22 protein-coding genes are annotated in these 23,774 nt (G+C 53.4%); 7 read left to right on the top strand and 15 right to left on the bottom strand.

Annotation, left to right across the window (positions count from 1 at the left end):
* Window positions 1–104 precede the first annotated feature (104 nt).
* From ACMHXI_RS10145 to ACMHXI_RS10155, 3 genes are all read right to left on the bottom strand, one after another.
* Entirely contained in the window at window positions 105–1,520 is a 1,416-nt protein-coding gene (locus ACMHXI_RS10145) for a methyl-accepting chemotaxis protein (protein ID WP_413734828.1), read from the bottom strand.
* Between the two features lie 56 nt (window positions 1,521–1,576).
* On the bottom strand, window positions 1,577–2,080 hold the full coding sequence (locus ACMHXI_RS10150) for a DUF1097 domain-containing protein (RefSeq protein WP_025889517.1): 504 nt from the start codon (window positions 2,078–2,080) through the stop codon (window positions 1,577–1,579).
* Between the two features lie 202 nt (window positions 2,081–2,282).
* On the bottom strand, window positions 2,283–2,930 hold the full coding sequence (locus ACMHXI_RS10155) for an MBL fold metallo-hydrolase (RefSeq protein WP_025010510.1): 648 nt from the start codon (window positions 2,928–2,930) through the stop codon (window positions 2,283–2,285).
* A 193-nt stretch (window positions 2,931–3,123) separates the two neighbouring features.
* On the opposite strand from ACMHXI_RS10155, the gene ACMHXI_RS10160 reads away from it, so the two are divergent.
* Complete coding sequence (locus ACMHXI_RS10160) at window positions 3,124–4,410, top strand: alpha/beta fold hydrolase (RefSeq protein WP_335900875.1); 1,287 nt, start codon at window positions 3,124–3,126, stop codon at window positions 4,408–4,410.
* A 203-nt stretch (window positions 4,411–4,613) separates the two neighbouring features.
* Here ACMHXI_RS10160 and ACMHXI_RS10165 read toward each other — a convergent pair whose 3' ends face one another.
* Genes ACMHXI_RS10165 through ACMHXI_RS10175 form a run of 3 tightly spaced genes read right to left on the bottom strand, consistent with a single transcriptional unit; the run spans window position 4,614 to window position 8,265 of the window.
* Entirely contained in the window at window positions 4,614–4,997 is a 384-nt protein-coding gene (locus ACMHXI_RS10165; protein ID WP_025010509.1) for a cytochrome c3 family protein, read from the bottom strand.
* A gap of 44 nt (window positions 4,998–5,041) precedes the next feature.
* Window positions 5,042–6,679 (bottom strand): HAL/PAL/TAL family ammonia-lyase, encoded by a 1,638-nt coding sequence (locus tag ACMHXI_RS10170; RefSeq protein ID WP_144165558.1) that lies wholly within the window; start codon window positions 6,677–6,679, stop codon window positions 5,042–5,044.
* Window positions 6,680–6,705: 26 nt separating this feature from the next.
* The gene (locus ACMHXI_RS10175; RefSeq protein ID WP_025010507.1) at window positions 6,706–8,265 is read right to left on the bottom strand and encodes a flavocytochrome c; all 1,560 of its coding nucleotides are present in this window, start codon (window positions 8,263–8,265) and stop codon (window positions 6,706–6,708) included.
* Between the two features lie 167 nt (window positions 8,266–8,432).
* Between ACMHXI_RS10175 and ACMHXI_RS10180 the strand changes: the two genes are divergently transcribed.
* Entirely contained in the window at window positions 8,433–9,956 is a 1,524-nt protein-coding gene (locus ACMHXI_RS10180) for a sigma-54-dependent Fis family transcriptional regulator (RefSeq protein WP_028781078.1), read from the top strand.
* 171 nt (window positions 9,957–10,127) lie between these two features.
* Here the strand turns inward: ACMHXI_RS10180 and ACMHXI_RS10185 are convergent, their stop codons facing one another.
* Window positions 10,128–10,895 carry a hypothetical protein gene (locus tag ACMHXI_RS10185; protein ID WP_025889514.1) on the bottom strand — a complete coding sequence of 256 codons (768 nt, stop codon included), beginning with the start codon at window positions 10,893–10,895 and terminating at the stop codon, window positions 10,128–10,130.
* A 139-nt stretch (window positions 10,896–11,034) separates the two neighbouring features.
* The gene (locus tag ACMHXI_RS10190; RefSeq protein WP_109248380.1) at window positions 11,035–12,207 is read right to left on the bottom strand and encodes a porin; all 1,173 of its coding nucleotides are present in this window, start codon (window positions 12,205–12,207) and stop codon (window positions 11,035–11,037) included.
* A 522-nt stretch (window positions 12,208–12,729) separates the two neighbouring features.
* Between ACMHXI_RS10190 and ACMHXI_RS10195 the strand changes: the two genes are divergently transcribed.
* Window positions 12,730–12,921, top strand: a complete 192-nt coding sequence (locus tag ACMHXI_RS10195; RefSeq protein ID WP_025889513.1) for a DUF4250 domain-containing protein — start codon at window positions 12,730–12,732, stop codon at window positions 12,919–12,921.
* 10 nt (window positions 12,922–12,931) lie between these two features.
* Here the strand turns inward: ACMHXI_RS10195 and ACMHXI_RS10200 are convergent, their stop codons facing one another.
* The 4 genes from ACMHXI_RS10200 to ACMHXI_RS10215 all read right to left on the bottom strand — a co-directional run bounded on the left by ACMHXI_RS10200 (window position 12,932) and on the right by ACMHXI_RS10215 (window position 16,427).
* A complete protein-coding gene (locus ACMHXI_RS10200) occupies window positions 12,932–14,968 on the bottom strand; it encodes a DNA topoisomerase III (protein WP_413734832.1) in 2,037 nt (678 codons plus the stop codon).
* A gap of 187 nt (window positions 14,969–15,155) precedes the next feature.
* Window positions 15,156–15,530, bottom strand: a complete 375-nt coding sequence (locus ACMHXI_RS10205; RefSeq protein WP_413734834.1) for a hypothetical protein — start codon at window positions 15,528–15,530, stop codon at window positions 15,156–15,158.
* Window positions 15,531–15,647: 117 nt separating this feature from the next.
* Window positions 15,648–16,016 carry a VOC family protein gene (locus tag ACMHXI_RS10210; protein ID WP_071237246.1) on the bottom strand — a complete coding sequence of 123 codons (369 nt, stop codon included), beginning with the start codon at window positions 16,014–16,016 and terminating at the stop codon, window positions 15,648–15,650.
* 66 nt (window positions 16,017–16,082) lie between these two features.
* Window positions 16,083–16,427: a hypothetical protein gene (locus ACMHXI_RS10215; protein ID WP_413734836.1), complete on the bottom strand. Its 345-nt coding sequence runs from the start codon at window positions 16,425–16,427 to the stop codon at window positions 16,083–16,085.
* Between the two features lie 325 nt (window positions 16,428–16,752).
* On the opposite strand from ACMHXI_RS10215, the gene ACMHXI_RS10220 reads away from it, so the two are divergent.
* From ACMHXI_RS10220 to ACMHXI_RS10230, 3 genes are all read left to right on the top strand, one after another.
* Entirely contained in the window at window positions 16,753–16,980 is a 228-nt protein-coding gene (locus ACMHXI_RS10220) for a hypothetical protein (RefSeq protein ID WP_107004676.1), read from the top strand.
* A 26-nt stretch (window positions 16,981–17,006) separates the two neighbouring features.
* Window positions 17,007–19,244, top strand: coding sequence for a TonB-dependent receptor (locus tag ACMHXI_RS10225; RefSeq protein WP_413734838.1), 2,238 nt, complete (start codon window positions 17,007–17,009; stop codon window positions 19,242–19,244).
* Window positions 19,245–19,351: 107 nt separating this feature from the next.
* Window positions 19,352–19,675 carry a hypothetical protein gene (locus tag ACMHXI_RS10230; protein WP_208184689.1) on the top strand — a complete coding sequence of 108 codons (324 nt, stop codon included), beginning with the start codon at window positions 19,352–19,354 and terminating at the stop codon, window positions 19,673–19,675.
* 63 nt (window positions 19,676–19,738) lie between these two features.
* Here ACMHXI_RS10230 and ACMHXI_RS10235 read toward each other — a convergent pair whose 3' ends face one another.
* The 3 genes from ACMHXI_RS10235 to ACMHXI_RS10245 all read right to left on the bottom strand — a co-directional run bounded on the left by ACMHXI_RS10235 (window position 19,739) and on the right by ACMHXI_RS10245 (window position 22,714).
* Window positions 19,739–20,290: an AAA family ATPase gene (locus tag ACMHXI_RS10235; protein ID WP_208128167.1), complete on the bottom strand. Its 552-nt coding sequence runs from the start codon at window positions 20,288–20,290 to the stop codon at window positions 19,739–19,741.
* 106 nt (window positions 20,291–20,396) lie between these two features.
* Window positions 20,397–20,822, bottom strand: coding sequence for an HIT family protein (locus ACMHXI_RS10240; protein WP_208184687.1), 426 nt, complete (start codon window positions 20,820–20,822; stop codon window positions 20,397–20,399).
* Window positions 20,823–20,914: 92 nt separating this feature from the next.
* Entirely contained in the window at window positions 20,915–22,714 is a 1,800-nt protein-coding gene (locus ACMHXI_RS10245) for an acyl-CoA dehydrogenase C-terminal domain-containing protein (RefSeq protein ID WP_208184686.1), read from the bottom strand.
* A gap of 205 nt (window positions 22,715–22,919) precedes the next feature.
* On the opposite strand from ACMHXI_RS10245, the gene ACMHXI_RS10250 reads away from it, so the two are divergent.
* Window positions 22,920–23,768 (top strand): D-hexose-6-phosphate mutarotase, encoded by an 849-nt coding sequence (locus tag ACMHXI_RS10250; protein WP_107004671.1) that lies wholly within the window; start codon window positions 22,920–22,922, stop codon window positions 23,766–23,768.
* The last annotated feature ends 6 nt before the right edge of the window (window positions 23,769–23,774 follow it).

A 23,774-nucleotide genomic window follows, 5' to 3' on the forward strand; every position in this document is an offset into this window, starting at 1 on the left:
GCGGCACGCCTGAAGCAAAAAACAAAGCTCAGGAAACAATATAACGCAAAACGCCGACATCTGATGATGCCGGCGTTTTTTTTATGGCTCAGCTGTCTAGCCGTTCAACTGGTTTTATATTGTGCCAACAGCCGGGTCAGAGAGGCAGAAGCCTGGGCCAGTTTTTGACTCAGTTCTATCGCCCTTTCGCTGGCCTGGCGCATCTGATCCGAGTGGCTGCGGATATCGCCAAGCTGCGAGCTGATCTCCCGGGCCGACACGCTTTGCTCTTCGGCCGAGGCTGCGATTTGGCTGCTGCGATCAAAAACCGCATCCACTGAGCCACGCATCCCCTCAACGTCCGTACCCACCTGAATGATCGCCTGGCGGCTTTCATCCGCCTGCGACACTATCGCCTCGGTCAACTGAGACAAATTGCGGCTGCCCGCCTGCAAACCCTCAATCATACGTTGAATTTCCACTGTCGCTTCCTGGGTTCGCCCCGCCAGGGTCCGCACCTCGTCGGCAACCACGGCAAAGCCGCGCCCCTGTTCTCCGGCTCTGGCAGCCTCGATGGCGGCATTGAGCGCCAGCAGATTGGTCTGCTCGGAAATACCATCAATAGTGGTCACCACGGCGCCAATCTCGGTGGCATCCCGCGAAAGTTGCGATACCGAAGAGAAAGCCTCGGCAATCCGGCCCGACAACTCACCTATACTGGCAACTGTTTCTGCTATGTGTCTGGCGCCCTGTCCCATCTGAGAGGCATTGTCCCGGGTCTGGGAAGAGGTTTCGGCGGCGTTATGGGACACTTCGGTAATGGCATTGCTCATCTGCTCCATCGCCGTGGCCACAGTATCGAGAAACTGCCACTGAATTTTGCCCATCTCATCACCGGCGGCGGCTTGCTCGGCAAATTCGGAAGCCGCCATCGACAAGGTTTCGGCATTGCTGCTGATGGCGGTGACCATTTCGCTCATGTTATCGGCGCAGCGGTCAATCTCGCGGGCTATCAGGCTGAAATCATCTGTGCCGAAGAAATTGAGCCTGAAGCTCAAATCGCCGTCAGCCAGGCGTTTGATTGCCATATACATATCCCAGAGTCCGCCGCCGAGTGAGGTGGAGATCCAATAGCTAAGCTGAAACAGTGGCAACAGCCCGACAAAAGCCCACAGCAGCATCCAGTTCGCCCGGCTGAGCATCTCTTGCTCCTGCAGTGTTAAGCTGTCACCGAGCCAGTAGTTGCCGTCACGGCTACTGAGCATGACTTTCACCTCGGCGCGCGGTTCATTGCGGCTAAGGCCTTGCTGCTGTAGCCAAAGATCGCTCTCCGGCTCGGGCGCCAGCTGGAGCAGGGTCTCGGCTTTGGCTTGTAAACGCGCCTCAGCGCCCTGGGTTACACTGGCATCCAACTGCCACCAGTTGGCCAGTGCGATAGCGGCGGTTATGGCGGTAACCAGCGAACACACAAGCCAGAATTTACCGTTGAGACTGAACTTAATCAGCATGGCATCAACTTTTCTAAACTGAATCTGCTTCATCAGTGCTCCTCAGCGCGAAGCTAAAAGCCGGGACAGGACCCTGGCAGTATAATCTATTACTCCACCACCCTTTCGACCGGCAGAGGTTTTGTTTGAGTTTGACGACTGCGGCTGGTTTGGCAATAGCCCATGAGATCGGTCAAGCGACTCATGGCATAACCGAATACGGCACCAATCAGCAGCGGCGGCATAATAGCCGCAATATCCGCCGACATGGCAAAGGTGATGCAACAACCAATAAAGGCACCGGGAATAAAGTTAAGTTTACCGAAGCAGGCCTGCAGGCACATGGCACTGGTGGCTATGCCGGTGAAGATCCAGCCAAATACCGGCGAGACAAAGAAGCTGCTGCCGCTGATGATAAGCCAGGCCCAGAATACTCCCGATGTATTGGTGCACCAGGCCTGAAGCAAACCGGCGAACCCACTGCGTCCTTGAGCAAAGAAAGTACTGCACCCCAGAAACCCTATCCAGGTGATCAGACCAAAGGTGTCGGCAACCCCACACCATACAGTGGCCAAGAGGCCGGCAGATATTGCTGCATGCCAACGCTGTTGCATAGGAGTATCTCCACAAAATGTAACTATTGGTTAAATTACCCCGTTTTTGATAACAAAAACCGGATCTACACCAAAAAATGGCCTATTAATGCCGAGACCTGGCTCACTTTGCAAACATTTAGTAGTAAAAAAACAATAATGGAGTGAATTTCAGCCAAATAAAAACCCGGGCATGCCCGGGTCAGTTGCAACAGGGATAGCCTCAATCGGCCAGTAGCTGATCGGCAACGAAAGGGTTGTTTCGCCGCTCTTCACCAAAGCTCGACATAGGGCCGTGGCCGGGAATGAAGTTGACCTGCTCGCCCAAGGGCCAGAGTTTGTAACGAATGGAGTCAATCAACTGCTGATAGTTGGAGCCGGGAAAGTCAGTACGGCCTATAGAGCCACGGAAGAGGACATCTCCCACCCAGGCCAGGTTCTCTTCGCGGTCAAAGAAGATCACATGCCCGGGTGTATGCCCCGGACAGTGAAACACCTGCAATGCCTGCTCTCCCAATGTAACCTCTTCACCATCTTCGAGATAACGGTCTGCCTCGAAGGCTTCACAGGCCGGGAAACCAAAGTTCTGGCTTTGGCGTGGCAGGTTCTCCAGCCAGAATTTATCGTCGATATGCGGGCCAATAATCTGCACGTCACACTCGGTGGCCAAAGCCTTGGCGGCACCGACATGATCTATGTGTCCGTGAGTCAAAAGAATATATTGCAACTGCAGGCCGTGCTGCGCCAGGGCATCCATGATGCGCTCATGGTTACCGCCTGGATCTATCACAGCGGCTTTGCCACTCTTCTCACACCAGATGAGGCTGCAATTCTGCTGGAAAGGGGTCACTGGGATGATCTGGTATTTCATTACACACACTCGCAGGCTGTTATCGTTCCATGATCGATAGATCGTCTCGATGCATGATCCACCAACCCGGCAACAGAAAAATTGATCCCGGGCAGGAAAGCGACAGATAAGCGGCTTTTCTGGCGCCGGTTTGCAGCGCAGGGATTTTTGTATACAATTTTGAGCCATCCAACCTTCAAGCCCAAGGCCCTACATGATAACAGACAGCCGTCTTGCTGGCATCCAGAGCCGCAAACACTTCTTCTCTCTGCCACTGGATTATCAGCATCCCACCGGGGAACAACTGCAAATTTTTGCCAGGGAGCTTATCGGCACCCAGGATAACGCCGCGACCCTGCCACTCCTGGTGTTCTTTCAGGGTGGCCCGGGCTTTGGTGCCGCCCGCCCCCTTGCCAATGGCGGCTGGATTAAAAGAGCACTCAAGGAGTATAGGGTACTCTTGCTGGATCAGCGTGGTACTGGTCTTTCAAGCCCGGTCAGCTTCAAGACACTGGACGGCATGACGCCTGACGAACAGGCTGAGCACCTGAGCCATCTTCGCGCCGACAACATCATCCGCGATGCCGAGGCGATTCGGGCACAACTGAGCCCTGATACTCCCTGGAGCATTCTCGGTCAGAGTTTCGGTGGCTTTTGCGTACTCAGATACCTGAGCGCCGCGCCGCAAGGGCTCAAGGAAGCCTTTATTACCGGCGGTATCCCTTCCCTTGAACGCCCCGCTACCGAGGTTTACCGGGCAACTTATCAACGCCTGCTGGCCAAAAATCAGGATTTCTTTGCCCGCTTCAAAGATGCCAAAGCCCTACTGGCCGAGCTAAGAGGCTTTATCAATAGCCATGAGGCGCGCCTGGCCACAGGAGAACGGCTGACCCAGGAAATGCTGCAACTTTTGGGTGTCAACTTAGGCATGGAGCAAGGGCCGGAGGCCGTCTACTATCTGCTGGAGCAAGCCTTGATAGATACCCCAAGTGGCAAGGCGCTCAATCCCCTGTTTGAGGCGCAGTTCTGCCAAATACTGGATTACAATACCAACCCGCTGTTTGCCATAATGCACGAGTCCATCTACTGCCAGCAGCAAGCCGCAAACTGGGCCGCCCACAGGGTGCGGGGCGAATATCCGGCTTTTGCCCCGGACGCCGAAGAGCTGCTTTTCAGCGGCGAGATGATTTACCCCTGGATGTTCGAACAGTTTGCCAACCTCAAGCCACTGAAAGCCTGCGCCGAATTGCTGGCCGCCAAAGCCGATTGGCCTTCACTCTATGACCCGAACATTCTTGCCAATAACCGTGTACCTGTCGCCGCTGCCATCTACAGCGAAGATATGTATGTCGAGCAGGCCTACAGCCTGGAAACCGCCGCCAGAGTCGGCAACCTCAAGTATTGGTTGACCTCTGAATATGAGCACAATGGCATACGCATGGATGGTGAGCGGATCCTCGATAAGCTGATTGCGCTCAATCGCGGCCAGGCGCTCAGGTGAATTCAGTTTGGGTTAATTTTAAAAGCGCACACTGAACTTGGTTCCACATCCATTGACGCTTTGCTTAAACACTTGTTTCGGTGTCGTCCCGGTCTGCCCTTTTGGCAGACCTTTTTTTATCCAAAAAAAACGCAGCCAAGGCTGCGGTGGAAATAACGGACTGGGTCCAATCCAAAGAATACAGGGAGACTCGAACCGCCGACTTAGCGCTTCATTGCTGGATAGGTGAACTCATGGCACTGATTGCAATAAACCTTGCTCTCTTTGTGCTCCTGATGGCAGTAAGTACATGGCAAGTCCGTGCCATAGTGCAGGCTGTCATGGGGGTTGGGTTCAACATCATGACCGGCGTTGGCCGGACGTGCTGTCTGCTTGGCAACATCTTCAGGAGTGCCGTGGCAGGCTTCACAGGCTGTCGCATCGGGAATGGTCTTGCGCTTGGCATCACCATGGCAGGCGGCGCAATCGACACGACCATTTTCAGCTGTCATGACTTCTTTGTGGTAGTCCTTGATCTTCATGGCGTTGGCCGCTCCAGGCAGCAACAAGGCGCAGGCTACAAGAACAGTGGATATCATCTTCAACATCTTGGGCTTCCTGTTGCGGGGCAGTTGCCTGCCCCGCTCTTCTATCAGTAGTTGGCAATAAAGTCGTGTGACGCCTGAATGTCAGGAGTGAAAGGACGATCTTTGCTTACGAAAGACACTTTCTGACGATAACCTTCATACATGGCACCTGTGGCTTTACCCTGCTTCAGGCTCTTGTCGTGCATCTTGCGCAGATCGACAGCTTGAGTAGAGTGCAACAGCTCCAGACCATAGATGGTGTTGGTGTTGTCAACAATCTGGATCAGGTTGTCAGAAGCCAGTTTCAGGTTGGTGAAAGTGTCTTCGATGTTACCGGCAATTTGGATACCATCGAATGAAACCGGGCTAGCCAATTGCTTGTTACGCACCTGCATGTCAACGAAGGCTTTCTGGATAGCACCGAAAGCATGACCATTGTTTTCCGGACCGGCCAGGAAGCGGCTCAGACGGGTAAAGTGGGCATCAGACAGGTGGATAGTGCGCATTACACTGTTGTGAGACACGTGAGTCAGGGCAGTGCTCAGGTTCTGTACCGCCAGGGCAACAGGCAGAGGCTCGAAGTTGGTGGTTGGGAACACACCACCCTTGCCTTCAACCATGTATTTGGCTACCTGAGGGAACTGGCTGTAGTCCTTGGATGCGCCCAGTACTACGGCTGGGTTATCATCTGAGTGGTTGATCTGAATGTCGATCACTTCGCCCAGATCCACCAGGGCTTTCTTGGCACTGGCCAGAGTGTAGGCTGTGGTGCGATAGCTCAGAGGATCCTGCAGCGGACGCTCATCATTCAGTTGCCACAGATAGCTGCCATCCAGCTGCGCCAGAATATCCTTGGTGGTTGCCTGAATATAAGGGAAAGGACGGATATCATTGGTTTGTGGCAGGAAAGGTGCCACGTTACCATTCAAACCTTCAAGGCTCAGACCGAATACGGTTGGAGACACTTCCAGCAGGTGCTTGGCATCCTGATAGCCCTTCATCGCATAGGCTACAGCCACTGCGTTGTTGGACAGGATAGACAGAGCATCTTTACCCATAGGCTCCAGCAAAGGAACTCCGGCATCGGCCATGGCTTCACGGCTGCTGACACGCTTGCCCTTGTAGAACACTTCCCACTCACCAATCATTGCCAGACCTACGTGAGAGGCCAGCAGGATGTCGGCTTCACCCACAGTACCCTGTGAAGGGATAACTGGAGTAATACCCTTGTTGAGGTAGGCTTCGTAAAGGTCGGCAACCACAGGCTGAACCCCGGTTTGACCGGACAGAATGGTGTTCAGACGCACGGCCAGAGCCACACGGGTCAGACGCACTGGCATAGGTTCGCCGACACCGGCACTGTGAGCGCGCAGCGTGCTGTAGTTGAAGCTACGGGAAGCATCCATAACGGCGGCACTCAGCTCACCATTGGCATCAAACAGCTTGTGGTCTTTGTTCAGGCCCACACCTACAGTCAGACCATAGACAGGCTTACCCAGACGCGCAGCTTCCATCAGCAACTCGTGAGACTTAACCAGTTTGGTGCGTGCCTGAGAGGCTACTTTGACTTTGGCGCCATCGGCAATGGCCCAGGCTTGTTCCTGAGTCATGTGCTTGCCATCCAGAACCACTTGTTCCATTGCCAGAGCACTGCCTGACATCAGGCCCAGCGTCAGCGACGCCAGCATTAGAGATTTGTTCATCATCTTACTCCTTGTTATTGAATTTGTTACGCTTGCTTCAGTGCTACCGGCTTGGCAGCGGCACAGTTACGGCCGGCATTACGGCCGGTGACAATACCTTCAGCCACAGCACAGGCACCGAGGCGGCTGGCACCGTGAATACCGCCGGTGGATTCGCCGGCCGCATACAAGCCTGCAATCGGCTGGTTACTGACCAGATGCAGGACTTCAGAATTGGTATTAACCTTGACACCACCCATGCAGTAGTGAACTTTCGGCCACATACGCACCGCGTACCATGGGCCCTTATCCAACACTATGGCTTCCTGCATTGGACGACCAAACTCTTTGTCTTCACCGCTCTTGACCGCTTCGTTCCAACGGGCCACCTGCGCCTTGAGCTTGTCGGCCGGCATACCATAGGCCTTGGCCAGTTCATCCAGCGTGTCGGCCTTGGTGATCACCTTGTACTTGATACCCCAATCCAGTGTCTGGGCATTCTTGGCACCTTCGGCATTGGTAAAGCCAATGGGATACACAGGGTTGTTGTGCTCATCTCTGCGGGTCATGATGGCATCGGCACGCGCCTTACGGTCGGCCAGCTCATTGAAGAAACGCTCACCGGTGCGCACATCCACCACTATGCCGTGAGGATAAGTGGCAATGGTGTTGAACTGGGATGCAGTACCAAAACCTTTCTCATCGGGTGATGCCCATGGGCCCAGCTGAATTTGATCCAGATGGATAGGGTTGGCCCCCAGAAGCATCATCTGCTTCAGTGCTTCAGAGGTCGCCCCCGGATGGTTTGTTGAGTCCAGGTCATTGTTCAGCTCAGGCAGCTGCATCATGCGATATTCGATATCCCGGCCAAAGCCGCCGGTCGCCATGATCACCCCTTTGCGGGCTCCTATGGTGCGTATCTTACCTGTCCGCTCCCGTGGGAAATAATAACCTTCACGAACCTCGACCCCGATCACGCGGCCTTCAGCATCACGGATAAAAGATTCGAGCTTGGTTTGATTTTTCATGATCACGCCTTTGGCACGGGCAGCCTTGACCAGCGGACGTATGATACCGGCGCCGGAGCTTTCTACTGTCTGCAGTACCCGCTGCACACTGTGACCACCGAAATGCTGTACGAAAGGCTTCCACTTAACGCCATAGTCAATCAGCCACTGGCAGGACTCTGCCGTGCCGTTACATACCAGCTTGAGCATTTCAACATCATTCATGCCACGACCTGCGCGCAACATGTCGGCCACCATGGCATCTACTGAATCTTCAATACCGGCCTGCTTTTGCAACGGAGAACCGGCAACCGCCATGGCACCACCATTAATGGTTGAGTTGCCACCAAAAACCGGCATCTTGTCGATAACCATTACGCTGACACCGGCTTCACGGGCCTGCAGGGCTGCTGCCATACCGGCAAAGCCACTGCCGACTACCAATACGTCTACCAGTTCATCAAAGGATTCCGGCGCCTGTTCGCGGCACTGGGCCATGGCACCACTGCTGACAGCCATCCCCACCCCGGTCACTGCCAGAGCGGCGCCGCCCTTGAGCAACTGACGACGACCACTGTCTATTTTCTGTTTTTCTGTCATGTACTTATTTTCCTTTCATGCAGGGAAAGAACTCAGTCAACCAGTTGCACTGGCCATGCCAACTAACCAAAAAGAGGTGCTCAGGGGGAGATTTATGATTACGGCCACAGAATCACGAAATATAAAGATCTACAATCACGAAACTTCGCGGTTTATTTGAAATATCAATGGAAAAACACTTTTATTACGAGTGTACCAGGCGGCTCTGCAGTAGCCTGCAGTTGGAAACCTCGCTTAAACACTACTTCGACTATGTACGTGACTCAGTGCCACTCGATGGCCTGTTCATTAATATTTATCGAAAAGAATTCAATGATATACAATTTATCGCCCAGGCCAGCGAAACGCAGGCAAGCACGCTTGATGTCCAGGTTTCCCTCCCAGAGGGACTGGCCAAAACGCTGGAAGATCCCGATAGGCCGAGGGTGAGGATTGTTAACGACATTGATCATGATCCCGTGACATCCCAGGTTGCCCCCAAGGTGATCCCCGGGATCCGCTCGCTGATCATTTTACGTATGTCGATGGAAGATACCCATTTGGGCATAGTAGGTTTTTACTCCAAGAGTGCCGGTACCTTCCGCCCCCGACACGCAGATATGTTGGCGCCGCAGATGAGCACCTTTGCCCTGATCACTGCCCTCAACCTCAGAGGTCGTAATCTGCTGCTGGAAAATCAGGCGCTGGCCAAACAAAACGTTAGCCTCAAACGCACGCTGGATGTGCAAAACGGTGTGGTCGGTGCCAACTCGGGGCTGAAACAGGTGATGCAACAAGTGCAATCCATCGCCCATCTCAACACCACAGTACTGATGCTGGGGGAAACCGGTTGCGGAAAAGAGGTGATTGCCAACGCCATTCATGAACTCTCGGCCAGGGCCGGCAAACCCTTTGTCAAAGTCAACTGCGGCGCCATTCCCGAGACCCTTATCGACTCAGAGCTGTTCGGCTATGAGAAAGGTGCCTTTACCGGCGCCGAATCGCGCAAGGCCGGTTATTTTGAACAGGCCAACGGCGGCACCATCTTCCTCGATGAGATAGGTGAACTGCCACTCTCGGCTCAAGTGAGACTGCTGCGGGTACTGCAAAACAGCACCATTACCCGGGTCGGTGGCCATGAACAGGTACACCTGAACATCAGAGTGATAGCGGCAACCCACAGGCACCTGCAAGCCATGGTGCATCAGGGGGATTTTCGTGAGGATCTCTGGTATCGGCTGGCAGTATTCCCGATAGACATCCCCTCTTTACGCCAGCGGCGCACAGATATCCCTCTGTTGGTGCAGCATTTTATTGAACAGCTGAGCGCCCGATTCCAGTTGCTCAAACTGCCCTGTATCCGCCCTGAGCAGTTGGCCATTCTCAGTCAGTACAATTGGCCCGGCAATGTCAGGGAGCTGATCAATGTGCTGGAGCGGGCCATCATTCAAAACCCGGCCGGACCACTGGACTTCAGTTTCCTGGCGCCACAAACCGAAGCCGTGGCCACCGCCAGCGGCCAGACCATAGTGGTCGACCCCAGCCATGCGGGCAATCAACTGGTACCGCTGGAAACCATGACCCGTAAATACATAGAGCACGCCCTTAAAGTGACCGGCGGCAAGCTCTACGGCCCAGGTGGTGCTGCCGAGCTGTTGGATATTAACCCCAATACTCTACGCAGCAAGATGAAAAAACTGGGGATCGTTTAGAAACAGGACATGGCAAACGACTCTGGAAAGGAGCAAGCTCATTCCGACGGGGAAAAATAACATAAAAGGCCGAAAGTCATCACTTTCGGCCTTTTTATTGCACCTTGCTGCCGGGTCTGGCTGTTGCATCTTGTCTCATCGACGGGCTTGAAAGCGCATATAGCAGTGGCGTTAAAAAGCGTAGCGAAGCGAGAAGCTGTACTCCAGGCCATCGTTGGGAGCAGTGCCCCAACTCTTGTAGTGCGTCAGTTGCAGCTTGAGACTCAAGTCTTGTGCCAATGGGCCGGAAACAGCGGCAAACAATTGATGACCATAATCGTCGTCATAACCAAAGACAGCCGCATGCTCGCGGTCACGCCCAAAAGCCGCAGTATAATCCAGGTTTAATTTCCAGCCCTTGGGGAGCACTGGCAAATCGTAATAACTGTTGCCATTGAGCACCACGCCGGATAACCCTGAGTAATCTTTATCGGTCAGATTGGACTGACTCACAGTATAATGCCCCGCCAATCCCAGGTTGAAACGCAGCGCGCCGCAGTCAAAATGCTGCTTCAAGCCGAGATAAAAATTATCCTCGGTCAGATGCTTATGGGTGCCGAGAAAGTTTTGCAGCCACAGGGCGGTACGCTCTTCGTTGAGCCGATAATGCCAAACCGTCAATGACTTGAAGGCGACCCGTTTATCCGCCACCCATTTACCGGGGTTTTCCACCTTGAGCATCTGATAAAAAGTGTTGCGCTCGTCACGACTGAAATGACTGAGCGCGGCAAAGCTTTGGTTGAAAGCCCCGGGATTATCGTCACGGGTGGCACTCGTAAACCCCAGATATCCGGCTTCTATTTGAGTCGATGCGCCGGCATCAGTCGTGCCAAAACCGCCAAGCAAGGTAACGGCCAACCCGACTATTTTACTATTGAGTTTCATCTTTTCCTTGTTCAATCAGAGTCTCCTTCAGCACCCTGGACTCATGTCCGTGATGGCATCTAGTTTCCCTTGCCCAATGCAATGGATAAGCTCGTGAATAAATTAAAAAAAGGCCACCCTAAGGTGGCCTGTGCAGGGAAATACAGGGAGCCCCTTAGAAGAAGTAACGGATACCTACCGCATAGTTGTTGTCCTGCAGATCTTCCCAGGACTTGTCATCCATGCTGCTGAAGTCAATCTTGGCTTCGGCATACATCACAGTGTCACGGCTGTAACGGTAGTGCAGACCCAGAACCGCAAACTGGCGGGTCCAATCGCCTTGGATGGCGGTGTTGGCATCTGTGTCCAGATCCTGATAGCTCAGCAACAGAGAAGGAACAAAGCCGTTGTCATACTGGTAAGCAAGGATGAATTCACCGCCGGTGGAGTCGTACAGGCTGCCGCCAACCAGTTCGTTTTGCTTGCTCTTGTGAGCGTTGAAGCCCACGTACAGACCATCGGCGTCACGGCCTGGAGCATACTGGTAGAAGCTGCCGTACTGGGCACCGATACCGACGATCTGGTTGGTATCATCAACGGCAACACCGGCCAGGTTGCCTTCAAAGTCGCCACGGTTGAAACCGGCCAGAACCTTGAACTTATCGGTCACATAGTAAGTCACGCTGGCACCATAGCTGGAGTCAAAGCTCAGCTCAGAGCCATCGTTCAGAGCGACGCCGTTTTCGTCAAACAGGGCAACGTCGTCATTTTGCTTGGAAGCATACTGCAGGGCGATATGCAGCTTGCCGAAGAAGGTATTGCGATACTGGAAGGCAGCATCGGCACGACCGGCCCCGGTCAGGCCACCGTCACCAAAGGTGTAGGCACCTACAGACCAACCTGTGAAGGCATTGAGCACGTCGGTAGTGTAAGCCACATCATAGTATGCACCCCACTGCTTACCGAAAGTCATAGTACCCCACTTATCGTGAGCCATACCCACATAACCCAAGCGGTTGAACAAGAAGTCACTGTTCTTCTCGGCACGCATCTGACCGCCGCCCTGGCCTTGGGTGTAGATCAGACCGTCATCGCTGGTCACCATGTTGATGCCCCACTCTGTGTGGGCAAAGGCGCGCCAGCCGTTACGCTCCTGACGATCAAAACGGAAACCTACGCGAGAGAAGTTATCAATAACAGAGGTTTCATGACCATCATTGAAGGCGGCAAAACCCAACCAACCTATCATGTTCACACTGTTGGTCTGATCGTTATACAGTTCCACAGCCTGAGAAGCGCCACTCGCCAGCATAGCCGGGATCATAAGTGCCAGGATCTTCTTGTTCATATTCATTACCCTTTTATAAGTAAAACGCGTTTAATACGCTGATTTATTAGACATATTTCTATGTGTTACTCGAGGGCTGCAGTTTGCGTGCCAGCTGTTAAAAAGCCAATCCCAACCCCTGGTTTCCTGAGCTGGATCGACAAATCGTGAAATATCGTGGTTGGCGGGCGTTAAATGCCGTGAGAAGAATTAAATATCGTTGTAACAAGCGAGCAGTTTATGCAGCAAAAGAGATGCATGCGTATCGGCAAGAGCAGAGTTTACTGCCACACAGGAAAGAATAACGGTTTGATTTTTATACGGTTAAAGCTGACTCGGTTCGAATCATCACGAATGCTTGATGTAACAAGAGTTGATAAAAAGGGGTGATAAAACAAAGGCAAAACCGCCGAGAATAGAAAATGAAATTGCTTTATTAAGATATTGATTTTATGAAACTTTAAATATATTCAGGCAAGATTTGCAACCCAAGCCAACTCTATTGCATTATGAAACAGTCAACCGCTGACGCCTGGAGGGAATATGGAAAGCCTGCAACATCTGCCCGCCGAAATACTGCTGGGCATAGTCAATGAGAAACTGAGACTGCACTGCCCGGACAGAGATGCACTTTATTACGAGCTTGACCTGTCACCTGCTCAGCTCGAACATAAGCTCAGTGCGCTGGGATACGAGTACCATGCCCTGTCCAACCAATACCGACGCTTGAAATAACCCCAAATTCTCAGGACGTTGCGGACTGGGCTTTGGTTTTGCTCTTGGTCGCTGAGCGATAGCTGCGCTTGCCGGTGCCGGTCTTAACGCCAGTGCTCTTTTTGGTGCTTGTGCCCTTGGGGGCTCCGGCCTTGCCGGCATAAGCGCCACTGCGACGTTTACGTCCTTTGAAGCCTGTACTTTTCACGCCACTCAAGGCCGTAGGCAATTGTGCCTTGGCCTGCTCAATAAGCTCGCCCAGTTTAGCCGTCAAGGGCTGCATAAAGGCCTGATATTTAAGTTCACGGCGACAAATCGCATCCAGGCTACTTTCCCACAGCGCCGTCATATCCGGCGTGGTGGCCACTTCAGGCAGGCTTTGAATAAGCCCGCTGCCAGCCTCGGTAGCCAAAATACTCTTGCCCTGACGTTTCAAAAAGCCACGTTTAAACAAGAGTTCAATGATCCCGGCGCGGGTCGCTTCTGTGCCCAGACCATCGGTTTCCTTTAGGATTTTGCGGATCTCTGGGTCTTTCACATAGCGGCTTATTCCTGTCATCGCCGCCAGCAGTGTGGCATCGGTAAAATGCTTGGGGGCCTGGGTCATCTTTTCCACTAGTTCACCCTTAAGGCAATCCAGTATCTGCCCTTGAGTCAACTCAGGTAAGCTGGTTTGAATATCTTCCGCTTCATCGTCGGCTTTTTGTTTGCCAAACAATTGCTTCCAACCCTGTTTCAATGGCTGTTTGGCCTTGGCCACGAAGCAACCTCCAGCAATGTCTATCACGGCGCGGGGTTCAAGGTACTCATAATTAGGGTAAAACTGCGCCAAATACTGACGGGCGATCTGCAAATACACCTGACGCTCACGCTGTGATAACACACCGAGGTTAGCCGTCTTTTCCGTAGGCACTATCGCGTGATGGGCGTCCACCTTGGCATCATTCCAGGCCTTGGACTTAAGGGCGGGATTGGGCGCTTCACAGCCTTGCAGCAGTTCTGCCGCCCCTTGGGTAATGGCATTCAAGACTGTCGGGGCCAGCTGTAACTGCGCCTTGGGCAGGTGACGGCTATCGGAGCGCGGATAGGTTATCAATTTATGCCGTTCGTACAGGGACTGCACCGTATCCAGCACCTCTTTGGCGCTCATACCGAAGCGTTTGGCGCAATCAATCTGCAGCGCAGACAGACTATAGAGCAAAGGCGGTGCCTGGTGTCTTTGCTTACGCTCCAGCTCATCTACCCGGCCGGGTTGGCCGGTGATCCTGCCGACCACATTCATCGCCAAACCGCGGGAGAGCACCCGCCCATCCTCATCCATCCAAGGTTGACAGGCCTCACTGGGCTGCCAGCGGGCGCTGAAACAGCTCCCCTCTTGGGTGCTAAGATGGGCAAGTACTTCATAAAAAGGTTTGGGCACAAAGGCAGCGATTTCCTGATCGCGCCGGACAACCAAACCAAGCACAGGGGTTTGCACCCGACCGACCGACAGCACCCCCTGATAGCCCACCTTGCGCCCCTGCAGGGTATAGGCACGGGTCATATTCATGCCGTAGAGCCAATCGGCTCGGCTACGCGCCAGTGCCGAAGTCGACAATGGCACAAACTCGCGGTTGCTGCGCATCTGCCCCAGGGCGCGTTTGACCGCCTGCGGGTTGAGATCGCTTATCAACAAGCGTTTAACTGCTGCCAACTTATCGCCCTTGACCCCAAGATGGGCAATCACTTCATCCACCAACAACTGCCCTTCCCGGTCCGGATCGCCGGCATTGACCAACTCACTGGCCTGCTTGACCAATTTACGCAAGACACTGAGTTGGCCGCGACTGCTGGCTTTGGGTTTAATCTGCCAATCGGACGGGACAATAGGCAGATGTTCCAACTGCCAGGACTTGTAGGCGGGATCGTAAGCATCCGGCTCAGCTTGCTCCAGCAGATGACCTATACACCAGGAAACACAATCTCCGTTGCCAAGCTCGATATAGCCCTCATGTTTGCGATGGGGTTTTGGGAGCACCTCGGCGATGGCGCGCCCAAGGCTGGGCTTTTCGGCGATATAGAGGATCATCCACTGCGTCCTTTGGTTGTCACTGAACAGTATTACTGGATAAAATTACAGTAATTCTAGCCAAGTCATCTGTCGGCTGCAAACCCTCTGTGGGTAATGGCATGATTAACTAAGCTTGATTGGGCAAAGTTGATAGAACAAGGCGATTGAACAAGGCAACTAAACAAAGCAACTAAACACAGCGCAGCTATCTATTTTCCTCCTCAAGCTCCGCCAGGAATTCTTCACTTACCCAGTCAGCCGTTTCGGGAAGGACTTCTTCTGACAACCAGGAAAAAATATCCTTGTACACGGCCATGGCCGGAAAACCTTGCTGTTCGCGCTTTCCTGTCCAGGTTAAATGGACAGAGACCAGCTCTTTTTGTATTTCGCCGTCAATCACTTTAAACCCGGCCACGCTGTCATTATCTTGCCGCCTGGCGATGGGATAGAAGTCCTCCCCGGTTTCTTTTTGGTATTCCATTCTCAGCCCGGGTCCGCCGGGTTCATCGATAAACCACCAAGGCATGAGTCCTGCAAATTTATGCGCTTTCAACCAGTAATACTCTATGGGTAACTGCATCTGCTTAATTCCTTATTGTCCCGACGCTCAGCCCCGGGGTAAAAGCAATTCACCTGGGGTGGCCATAGTGAAATCAATGGGTTATTTAAGTAAAATCATCCACTATTCAATTTGAAGTTAGCTCTGGAGTATATCCGGATCATGTTGAAGTACATTGAGCAATTTCCCAAATGGATCTCTGATATAAAAGCGGCGTACACCCCAAGGCTCTGAGATTGGCCCGTATTCAATCTCTATGTTTTGCGCTCTCAGCCGATGAAGCACCAAATCAAGATTGTCCACCTCAATAGATAGATCTGGCACCGGCGTCCCTGAGCCGCCTTCGGTCGCCAAACTGATTTGAATTTTCATCTCTTCAGCTGAGCCAAGGGTTTTAATCCAGCCATGGTCCATAACCAGCTCAAGACCAAAAATCGATTCATAAAATACTTGACCTGCGTCCAGGTCGGCAGCAGCCACATTGGCTACGATTCGTTTCACTTTCATCAAACAAGTCTCCTGAAATCTGCTCAAGCCGGCAACGCCGCCGATACGAAAGAGCGAGTCTGTTTTTTAGCCTAACCATTCGCAAGGCACCTGACCTTGCCGATAGCTTTGCTTTAAATAATCCAGAAACCTTGACTCCAAGCCCATGGTCCGAGCTTTCTCAATCAGCTCCAGGTCATCTGTGATATAACAGCATATCTCGTGGCAATTGGTCGCTTCGGACAATTTTATAAACAACGCTTTGCTATCAAATTTGTTATCCAAGCTGTTATCCAAGTGAGCATCAACCTCGCCTACTTGCTGATTTAAATGCACCCAAGCATTATCAAATGCCGCTTCATCCCTTTTATCCAGCAAGGCATCCAGCTCATCAGCGCGCTTTGAAAACAGATTTTCCAGTAACTTGTCCATAGTGTTGAATACAACCTTTCTCAGTATTTCCCTTTCTACCTTGCCGTAATCTATGCCCTATCAGCGGCTGAAATCAACCATGAAAGCCCGGTTGAGACTTTCCAGGCCAAGAGCAAACCCTTATTTTTCCGACAGTCAAAACCAAGTGTCCCACCCACAGCCCCCCTTCAAAGCACTATTCGAAGATCTCTTCACATACCCATGATTTCATTATGGAAATATTCATACCTCCATAAGTTCACTTTTCCATCACTCAGTGTAAATTCAATTGCGAACCATTCTTGTTTGCAATTAAAATGCAACATCTTTCAGGAGGCCAAATAATATGGAAACGTCCCCGCTGTTGTTGCGCTGTAACCAACTGCTTTGGTGTGAGGGATTGGTCTTGCTGGCAATCATGCTGGTATTGGCCAGTTTTGGGCTGGATGCCCGGCTGTTGATCCTGCTGTTGGCACCAGGCTTGGTGCTGTCTTTAGCCTTGGGATACCAACCCGGCAAGAAGACGCTCAGCCTGGCGTTTGCCTGCTGGATCCCTGTCTGGTGCCTCATTTAACCCCTTGAGTTGTTTAGGAGAATGTTATGCCCAAATCCATGGTTCGGATGAGCCTTGTCGCCGCTGCTGTCAGCAGTCAATTGCTGCTGATGGGAGCCGCCATGGCCGAAGAAACCCAGATGGAGCGCATGGTGGTCAGCGCCAACCGTACCCCTACCCAGATAAGCGAGCTCTCCAGCACGGTTTGGCTAATCGATGAAAACAGCATCCGCGAGCAGATAGACAGCGGCAAAGGCGTGAAAGAGATGCTGGCCGCCCTGGTTCCCTCCATGGACGTATCCAGCCAGGGCCGGACCAACTTTGGTCAGAACATGCGCGGCCGCGCCATGGTGGTGCTGATAGACGGCGTATCCATGAACACCTCCAGAGGGATCAGCCGCCAGTTGGACAGCATAGATCCCTTTAACATCGCCCGCATTGAAGTGTTGGCCGGCGCCTCAGCCCTCTATGGCGGTGGTGCTTTGGGCGGCGCTATCAATATAGTGACCAAAAAAGCCGCCGACAGCCAGGATACCTTTGAAGCCGAAGCAGGTTTCAAATCGGGTTTTAACGGCAGTGATGACTTGGATTATCGCGCCGCCTTTGCCGTGGCCGGCGGCAGCGATACCCTCAAGGGACGTTTCAGTGCCGCCTGGCAGGAAAATGGCCAATGGTTCGACGGCAGCGGCAATCAGGTAATGCCGGATATCACCCAAACCGGCATGCAGTACACCCAAGGTTATGATCTGATGGCCAACCTGGACTGGAGCCTACCAAACAATGCCACCCTCAGTGCCATGGTGCAGTTTTACAACAATGAGTCCGATGGCGACCACGGCCTTTATATGGGGGAAAACTTCAGCGGCGTCACCTCAGATGCTTCCCTGCTCGAAAGCCGCAAGGGGTTGAATGCCGATCGCAGCCCCAAAACCGATCGTACCTTATTGAACCTCAGCTATACCCAGGCTGACTTTCTCGGCCAAACCTTGTACCTGCAAGGCTTTTATCGCAAGGAAGATCTCGACTTTCACCCCTTCCCTTACGTCAGTGAAACCCTCGGGGTTTACAACTTCTCGGCCTCGTCACAAAACACCGGCATTTATGGCCTGAAAGCCGTGTTGGAATCCAAGCCCAGCGACAGCCTCAAACTCACCTGGGGCATCGACTGGGACAAGGAGAGCTTCGACTCGGATCAGATGAGTTTTGATCTCGACGCCGCCAACCAGAGTGGCGGTTTGACCATGAAGGAGCTGTTCACCACAGGCCGATATGTCGACTTCAGTGTCGAGTCCATCGCAGCCTTCCTGCAGGGCAGCTGGGATATCAACGACTATCTGGTGCTCAACGCAGGTTATCGTTATCAGCAGATGGACAACAGCGTCGATGACTTTATCGGCTATAACCAACAGGTGGCGATTGCCCAGGGTAAGGCGCCGGGCGCCGATGCTATCAAGGGCGGCAGCACCGACTACCATGTAGGCCTGGTTAACCTGGGATTGGTGGCTAAACTGAGCCGGGACCAGCAACTGTGGCTTGCCTACTCGCAGGGCTTTGAGCTGCCGGATCTGTCCAAATACTATGGTCGCGGCAGCTATCAGGCCGATGCCGATGGTTATCTGCAGCTGACCAACAGCATTAATATCAATGATTCCCGCCTCGATGGCATCAAGACCGACTCCTTTGAGCTGGGCTGGCGCTATCTGGCCGACCGTTGGCAGGCCCAGGCCAGTCTGTATTACGCCATCTCGGATAAGGTGATTGAGGTCAATCGCAGCGATCTGACCATAGAAGTCAAGGACAACGATAAACGCACCTATGGCCTGGAAGCCCAGCTGAACTTCGATATCAGCAGCGCCTGGCAGGTGGGCAGCAACCTGCATCTGGTTCGCAGTGAAATCAAAAATGGCGCCGACTGGATTGATGAGACAGTCACCTATGCTTCACCTTCCAAAGCCACGGCCTTTATCGCCTGGCGCGGTGACAGCCAACAGTTAAGATTGCAGGCCGAGCACAGCTTCAGCGCCGACTCTGACTATCGCTTCAAGGCAAATGATGGCCAGAGAAGTGAGCTGGACAGCTATACCACTTTGGATCTGCTCGGTTCCATCGAACTGCCGGTCGGTACCCTGAGCTATGGCATCGAAAACCTGCTTGACAAGGACTACAGCACCCTTTGGGGCCAGCGAGCCGCTTACTTCTACAGCCCAACTTACGGCCCGGAGAAGATGTTTGACTATCACGGCCGTGGCCGCACTTTTGCCATCAATTACCACCTGAGCTGGTAAATAACCTCAAAAAGCGTCGCCCCTGCGGCGCTTTTTCTCTTTTGCGCTTGTCAGCTCATCTCGGATCCCGTAGTTTGTGGCGGCCATTTTATTTACAGGGAAGTGTCATGCTACTTTTAATCGCGGCGATTATGATTGTCCTGCTGCGTCGTCTGCTCAAGGCCGATGAGCCCTTTCTGGGCTATGAATGGCTCGCGATTGTCACCTTGGCTATTTATCTGCTCTGTTACTTCTACCTGCCGCCATTTGCACCGGCAAGCAACCAGAGAATGGGGTTACTGTACGAGATGATCCCAAGCTTCAGCCTGGGCGCTATCCTCTTTCCCGAACTGGGTTCACGCTACCCTGAAAAAGTGGTTTGTGTTTTGGGCGGTCTTGGACTGCTGACCTGTGCAGTGATATTGGCAATATTCAAACTGAGCGTTTGGTAGGGTCGGCCCGGGGATTAAACCGGAACCTCTGGTTGAATGGCTGAGAAAACTCACAGCGACAGCTTAGGGCGTTTGCAGTGCCTCGCCTACCTTGGCCAAAATGAAACCGGCTCTCTTCGCAACCGACCATTTGGGAACTTCAATTAACTCATAACCGAAAGCCTCATAGGCTTTTTGCATCTCATGATAAGTCGCCACCGCTACACTGAAGTCCTGCTTACGTTCCATATCATTGGCATAAATGGCTTGCCAGGGCGGAAAGATGAATACCCTTGGGTGATAAACGAGCTCACGGCAATGACTCAGCAAACTCTCGGGAATCGTTAAGTTCTCAAGCAGGCTATAACCGTAGGAATCCAGCATACTGCGGTCAAAGAAGATAATGCCGTCATCGCCGCTGAAGGTTTGATAACGCGTCAGCTCTTCATCAACCATGGCATCACGAAAAGCGCTCTTGTCATCCCAGGGCAGCGCCCTTCCAGCTTGCGCCAGTTGAGCCTTTATCACCTTACGGCCGACTTCCGGCGCACTCGGGTAACCCAGGCTTTGCAAAAAGTCGATGACAGACGTCTTGCCTGAACCCGGCCCACCGGTAAATACAATGCGATTATGCAATCAAACCTCTCTTTGCTTATCAACGGCAAACTGACTTTAAGCAGATTGAGATAGCACTAATAGTAAACAACCGCCCTGTGGCGGCTGTCTGGCGGGGGAAAACAACTCAAGATCCGATACAAGCGCGAATTCTGTCGGCTATGGTGTGCAGCTCATCCATATCCCCCTGATGGGCCGCGTGCTCCATCAGGCCTTTAAGCGGGCCGGGCAGCACATGGAAATGTACATGGGGCACACTCTGACCGGCGGCGCTGCCGTTGTGCTGGAACACAGTGGAGCCCGGGATCCCCATGGCCTTTTCCACTGCCTTGCCCATCAGTTTGACGGTACGCATGCAGGCCGCCGCCCCTTCATCGGACAACTGATACAGGGTCACGGCCGACTCCTTGGGCAACACCAATAAGTGGCCCTTGGTTTGCGGCATGATATCCATGAAAGACAGAGTATGCTCGTCTTCATAGAGTTTGATACAGGGCAACTCGCCGCGAAGAATGCGGGCGAAAATATTGTTGTTGTCGTAATTCAGATCCATCTTGTCACTCCATACTGACGAACCGATTGGCTTGGAAGCTATTGGTGTACCACAAAAAAGGGCCGGTTGCACCGACCCTTTGGTATTGAAGCTTAGCCGAAGTAACTGTCGTCGAAGGCCATGATGGATTCACTGGCCGCGGCGATTTGACGCCGATAGCCACTGGCGCTGCTGACATAGTAGTCCATAAAGAAACCCGCCGAGGCCAGTTTGCCGGCATAGAAACCGTCGGCATCATCTGCCAGCCCATCGAGCGCCAGCTCGGCCATCCGCGCCCAGATCCACGCCAGCGCAGCTGTGCCAAACAGCTGCATATAAGGCATGGAGGCCGCGCCCAGGTTGTCGGGATTATTCATCCCCAACTCCATCAGGCTCTGGGTACCGCGCTGCAGATCCGTTGCCGCCTGGCCCAAACCTTCGAGCACTTTGGCAAGCCGGGGATCTTGAGCGGCCTTGGGTTTGGCGCCTTCGATAAAGGCCTCCACCTCTGCGGCCCAGAGTTTCAGCGCCGCGCCCTTGTCACCCATCAGCTTACGCCCCACCAGATCCAGGGCTTGCACGCCATTGGTGCCTTCATAAATCATCGCGATACGGGCATCACGGACAAACTGCTCCATCCCCCACTCATGGATATAACCATGGCCGCCAAACACCTGCTGAGCATCGACACAGGCGCTGAAGCCTCTATCTGTGATAAAGCCTTTGACCACAGGGGTAAACAACGCCGCCAACGCTTTGGCTCTGGCCTTTTGCTCTGCATCCTGATGGCGCTCGGCTTCATCGAGCCACAGCGCCTGCTGGCCGATAAGGGCGCGGGCGCCCTCATTGAAGACTTTTTGCGACAACAGCATCCGCCGCACATCACCGTGCACCAGAATAGGATCGGCATTTTGCTCCGGCGCCTTGGTGCCGGACAGTGCCCTTCCCTGAACCCGCTCTCTGGCGTAGGCCAGCGCGTTCTGGTAAGCGATTTCAGAGACGCCCAGCCCCTGAACCCCAACACCCATGCGCGCCTGGTTCATCATGGTGAACATGGCTCTGAGGCCTTGATGGGCTTCGCCCACCAACTCGCCTTTGGCGCCGTCGAACAGCATCACACAAGTGGAATTGCCGTGAATGCCCATCTTATGCTCGAGGCCGCTGGCCTTGACATTGTTGGCCTCGCCCAGGCTGCCATCTTCCTTGACCCAATACTTGGGCACGGCGAACAAACTGATCCCCTTCACCCCGGCCGGTGCATCCGGCAACCTGGCCAAGACCAGGTGCACTATGTTTTCGGCCAGATCGTGATCGCCACTGGAGATAAAGATTTTCTCACCGCTGACAAGATAGCAACCGTCAGTGCTGGGCTCGGCCTTGGTGCGCAGCAGCGCCAGATCGGTACCGGCATGGGATTCGGTCAGATTCATGGTGCCGGTCCACTCGCCGCTCACCAGTTTGGGCAGATATTTGGCCTTGAGCGCCTCGGAGCCATGGGCAAAAATGGCACTGTAAGCACCGTGGGTCAGCCCGGGATACATGGCAAAGGCCATGTTGGAGGAGGTCTGCATTTCGGTGGCAAAGATACCCACCACTTCCGGCAGGCCCTGGCCGCCGAACTCGGGATCACAGGTCAGCGTCGGCCAGCCGTTATCCACATACTGGCGGTAGGCATCGATAAAGCCATCGGCGGTTTTCACCCCGTCTGCTTCCAGACGACAGCCCTGCAGATCGCCGACACTGTTGAGCGGCAGCATCACCCCAGTGCTGAAATCGGCCATGCCTTCGAGAATGGCATTGACCAACTCAGGGTCGATTTCATCGAACCCCTGCAGCTTTGGCTGCTGATAAATATCCAGTAACTGTTCAAGAATAAAGCGGTAATCCCGCATCGGCGGCTGATAACTTGCCATATGCTTATTTCCTTTTCCCTGTGATTGATGTTTCACCTTAGCCAATTCTGAGTAAAAACTCAGCACCTCTGACCAGTTTTATATCACTTTTTTTGAATGCAAGAACAGCGCCCTGCGTAAATTCGCTTGAACAGCCCCTTATCTCGGGCTGTAAAACTTTGTAAGCTAGGGGCATTATCCTGTTCGCCCGCTAAAGGAATCCTGCATGGCCAGCGTCAACACCCGCAAACACCCCAATGGTCTGGACTATATCGAAATCGATACCCCACTCTGCTACGGCCGTATTTTTTTACAGGGTGCCCAGATAGACAGCTTTGTGCCCAAGGGCAAGGCGCCGCTGCTGTGGGTTTCTCCTGCCGATGACTATCTGCCGGGCAGTGGTATTCGCGGCGGTATTCCCGTCTGCTGGCCCTGGTTTGGCATGCATGCCAATGAGGGCTGGCCCCAGCATGGCTTTGCCCGCACCCGGCTGTGGCAACTTGAGCGAACTCATATCAGTAATGAACGGGTAGAGCTGAGCTTTGTCCTTAAACTCAGCGACGAGGACAAAGGTTACTGGCCCCACGATACCGAGGTGCGGCTGGACTTTGTCCTCAGCGACAGCCTCAGAGTCAGCCTGATTAACCGCAACCTGGGAGAGCAAAGCGTGACGCTGACCCAGGCGCTGCACTCTTATTTCCCCATCGGCGATATCCACCAGCTGCGCGCCACAGGCTTTGCCGGCAGCCAATATGTCGAGTTTGGTGAAGGCCCGTATGCACAAGTCGAGGACGAAGTGTGCTTTGAGCGCGAGACCGACCGGGTTTACACCGGCTTGTCCGAGCTGCAAAAGCTGCATACCCCCAACGGCACTATTCTTGTCAGCCGTGAGCAGAGCCACTCGGCAGTACTTTGGAATCCCTGGATAGACAAGTCCAAGCGGCTGGCCCGTTTCCAAGAGCAGGATTACCTGTCCATGGTCTGCCTGGAAGCCGCCAATGTGCTGGAAGATAAACTGGTGCTCGGCCCCAAACAGAGCCACACTCTGACCACAGAAATCCGCTGGCAGGAGTGAGCGGCC

The organism is Shewanella sp. BJSY2023SW005, from assembly GCF_047314585.1.
GTDB classification, from domain to species: Bacteria; Pseudomonadota; Gammaproteobacteria; order Enterobacterales; family Shewanellaceae; genus Shewanella; species Shewanella algae.

Bases quoted from the DNA above. Each gene is read 5' to 3' on its own strand.
- ACMHXI_RS10155 (WP_025010510.1), bottom strand. From the start codon at position 2,930: ATGAAATACCAGATCATCCCAGTGACCCCTTTCCAGCAGAATTGCAGC.
- ACMHXI_RS10250 (WP_107004671.1), top strand. From the start codon at position 22,920: ATGGCCAGCGTCAACACCCGCAAACACCCCAATGGTCTGGACTATATC.
- ACMHXI_RS10200 (WP_413734832.1), bottom strand. From the start codon at position 14,968: ATGATCCTCTATATCGCCGAAAAGCCCAGCCTTGGGCGCGCCATCGCC.
- ACMHXI_RS10175 (WP_025010507.1), bottom strand. From the start codon at position 8,265: ATGACAGAAAAACAGAAAATAGACAGTGGTCGTCGTCAGTTGCTCAAG.
- ACMHXI_RS10160 (WP_335900875.1), top strand. From the start codon at position 3,124: ATGATAACAGACAGCCGTCTTGCTGGCATCCAGAGCCGCAAACACTTC.
- ACMHXI_RS10145 (WP_413734828.1), bottom strand. From the start codon at position 1,520: ATGAAGCAGATTCAGTTTAGAAAAGTTGATGCCATGCTGATTAAGTTC.
- ACMHXI_RS10150 (WP_025889517.1), bottom strand. From the start codon at position 2,080: ATGCAACAGCGTTGGCATGCAGCAATATCTGCCGGCCTCTTGGCCACT.
- ACMHXI_RS10165 (WP_025010509.1), bottom strand. From the start codon at position 4,997: ATGTTGAAGATGATATCCACTGTTCTTGTAGCCTGCGCCTTGTTGCTG.
- ACMHXI_RS10195 (WP_025889513.1), top strand. From the start codon at position 12,730: ATGGAAAGCCTGCAACATCTGCCCGCCGAAATACTGCTGGGCATAGTC.
- ACMHXI_RS10215 (WP_413734836.1), bottom strand. From the start codon at position 16,427: ATGGACAAGTTACTGGAAAATCTGTTTTCAAAGCGCGCTGATGAGCTG.
- ACMHXI_RS10240 (WP_208184687.1), bottom strand. From the start codon at position 20,822: ATGGATCTGAATTACGACAACAACAATATTTTCGCCCGCATTCTTCGC.
- ACMHXI_RS10205 (WP_413734834.1), bottom strand. From the start codon at position 15,530: ATGCAGTTACCCATAGAGTATTACTGGTTGAAAGCGCATAAATTTGCA.
- ACMHXI_RS10225 (WP_413734838.1), top strand. From the start codon at position 17,007: ATGCCCAAATCCATGGTTCGGATGAGCCTTGTCGCCGCTGCTGTCAGC.
- ACMHXI_RS10190 (WP_109248380.1), bottom strand. From the start codon at position 12,207: ATGAACAAGAAGATCCTGGCACTTATGATCCCGGCTATGCTGGCGAGT.
- ACMHXI_RS10170 (WP_144165558.1), bottom strand. From the start codon at position 6,679: ATGAACAAATCTCTAATGCTGGCGTCGCTGACGCTGGGCCTGATGTCA.
- ACMHXI_RS10180 (WP_028781078.1), top strand. From the start codon at position 8,433: ATGGAAAAACACTTTTATTACGAGTGTACCAGGCGGCTCTGCAGTAGC.
- ACMHXI_RS10220 (WP_107004676.1), top strand. From the start codon at position 16,753: ATGGAAACGTCCCCGCTGTTGTTGCGCTGTAACCAACTGCTTTGGTGT.
- ACMHXI_RS10245 (WP_208184686.1), bottom strand. From the start codon at position 22,714: ATGGCAAGTTATCAGCCGCCGATGCGGGATTACCGCTTTATTCTTGAA.
- ACMHXI_RS10210 (WP_071237246.1), bottom strand. From the start codon at position 16,016: ATGAAAGTGAAACGAATCGTAGCCAATGTGGCTGCTGCCGACCTGGAC.
- ACMHXI_RS10230 (WP_208184689.1), top strand. From the start codon at position 19,352: ATGCTACTTTTAATCGCGGCGATTATGATTGTCCTGCTGCGTCGTCTG.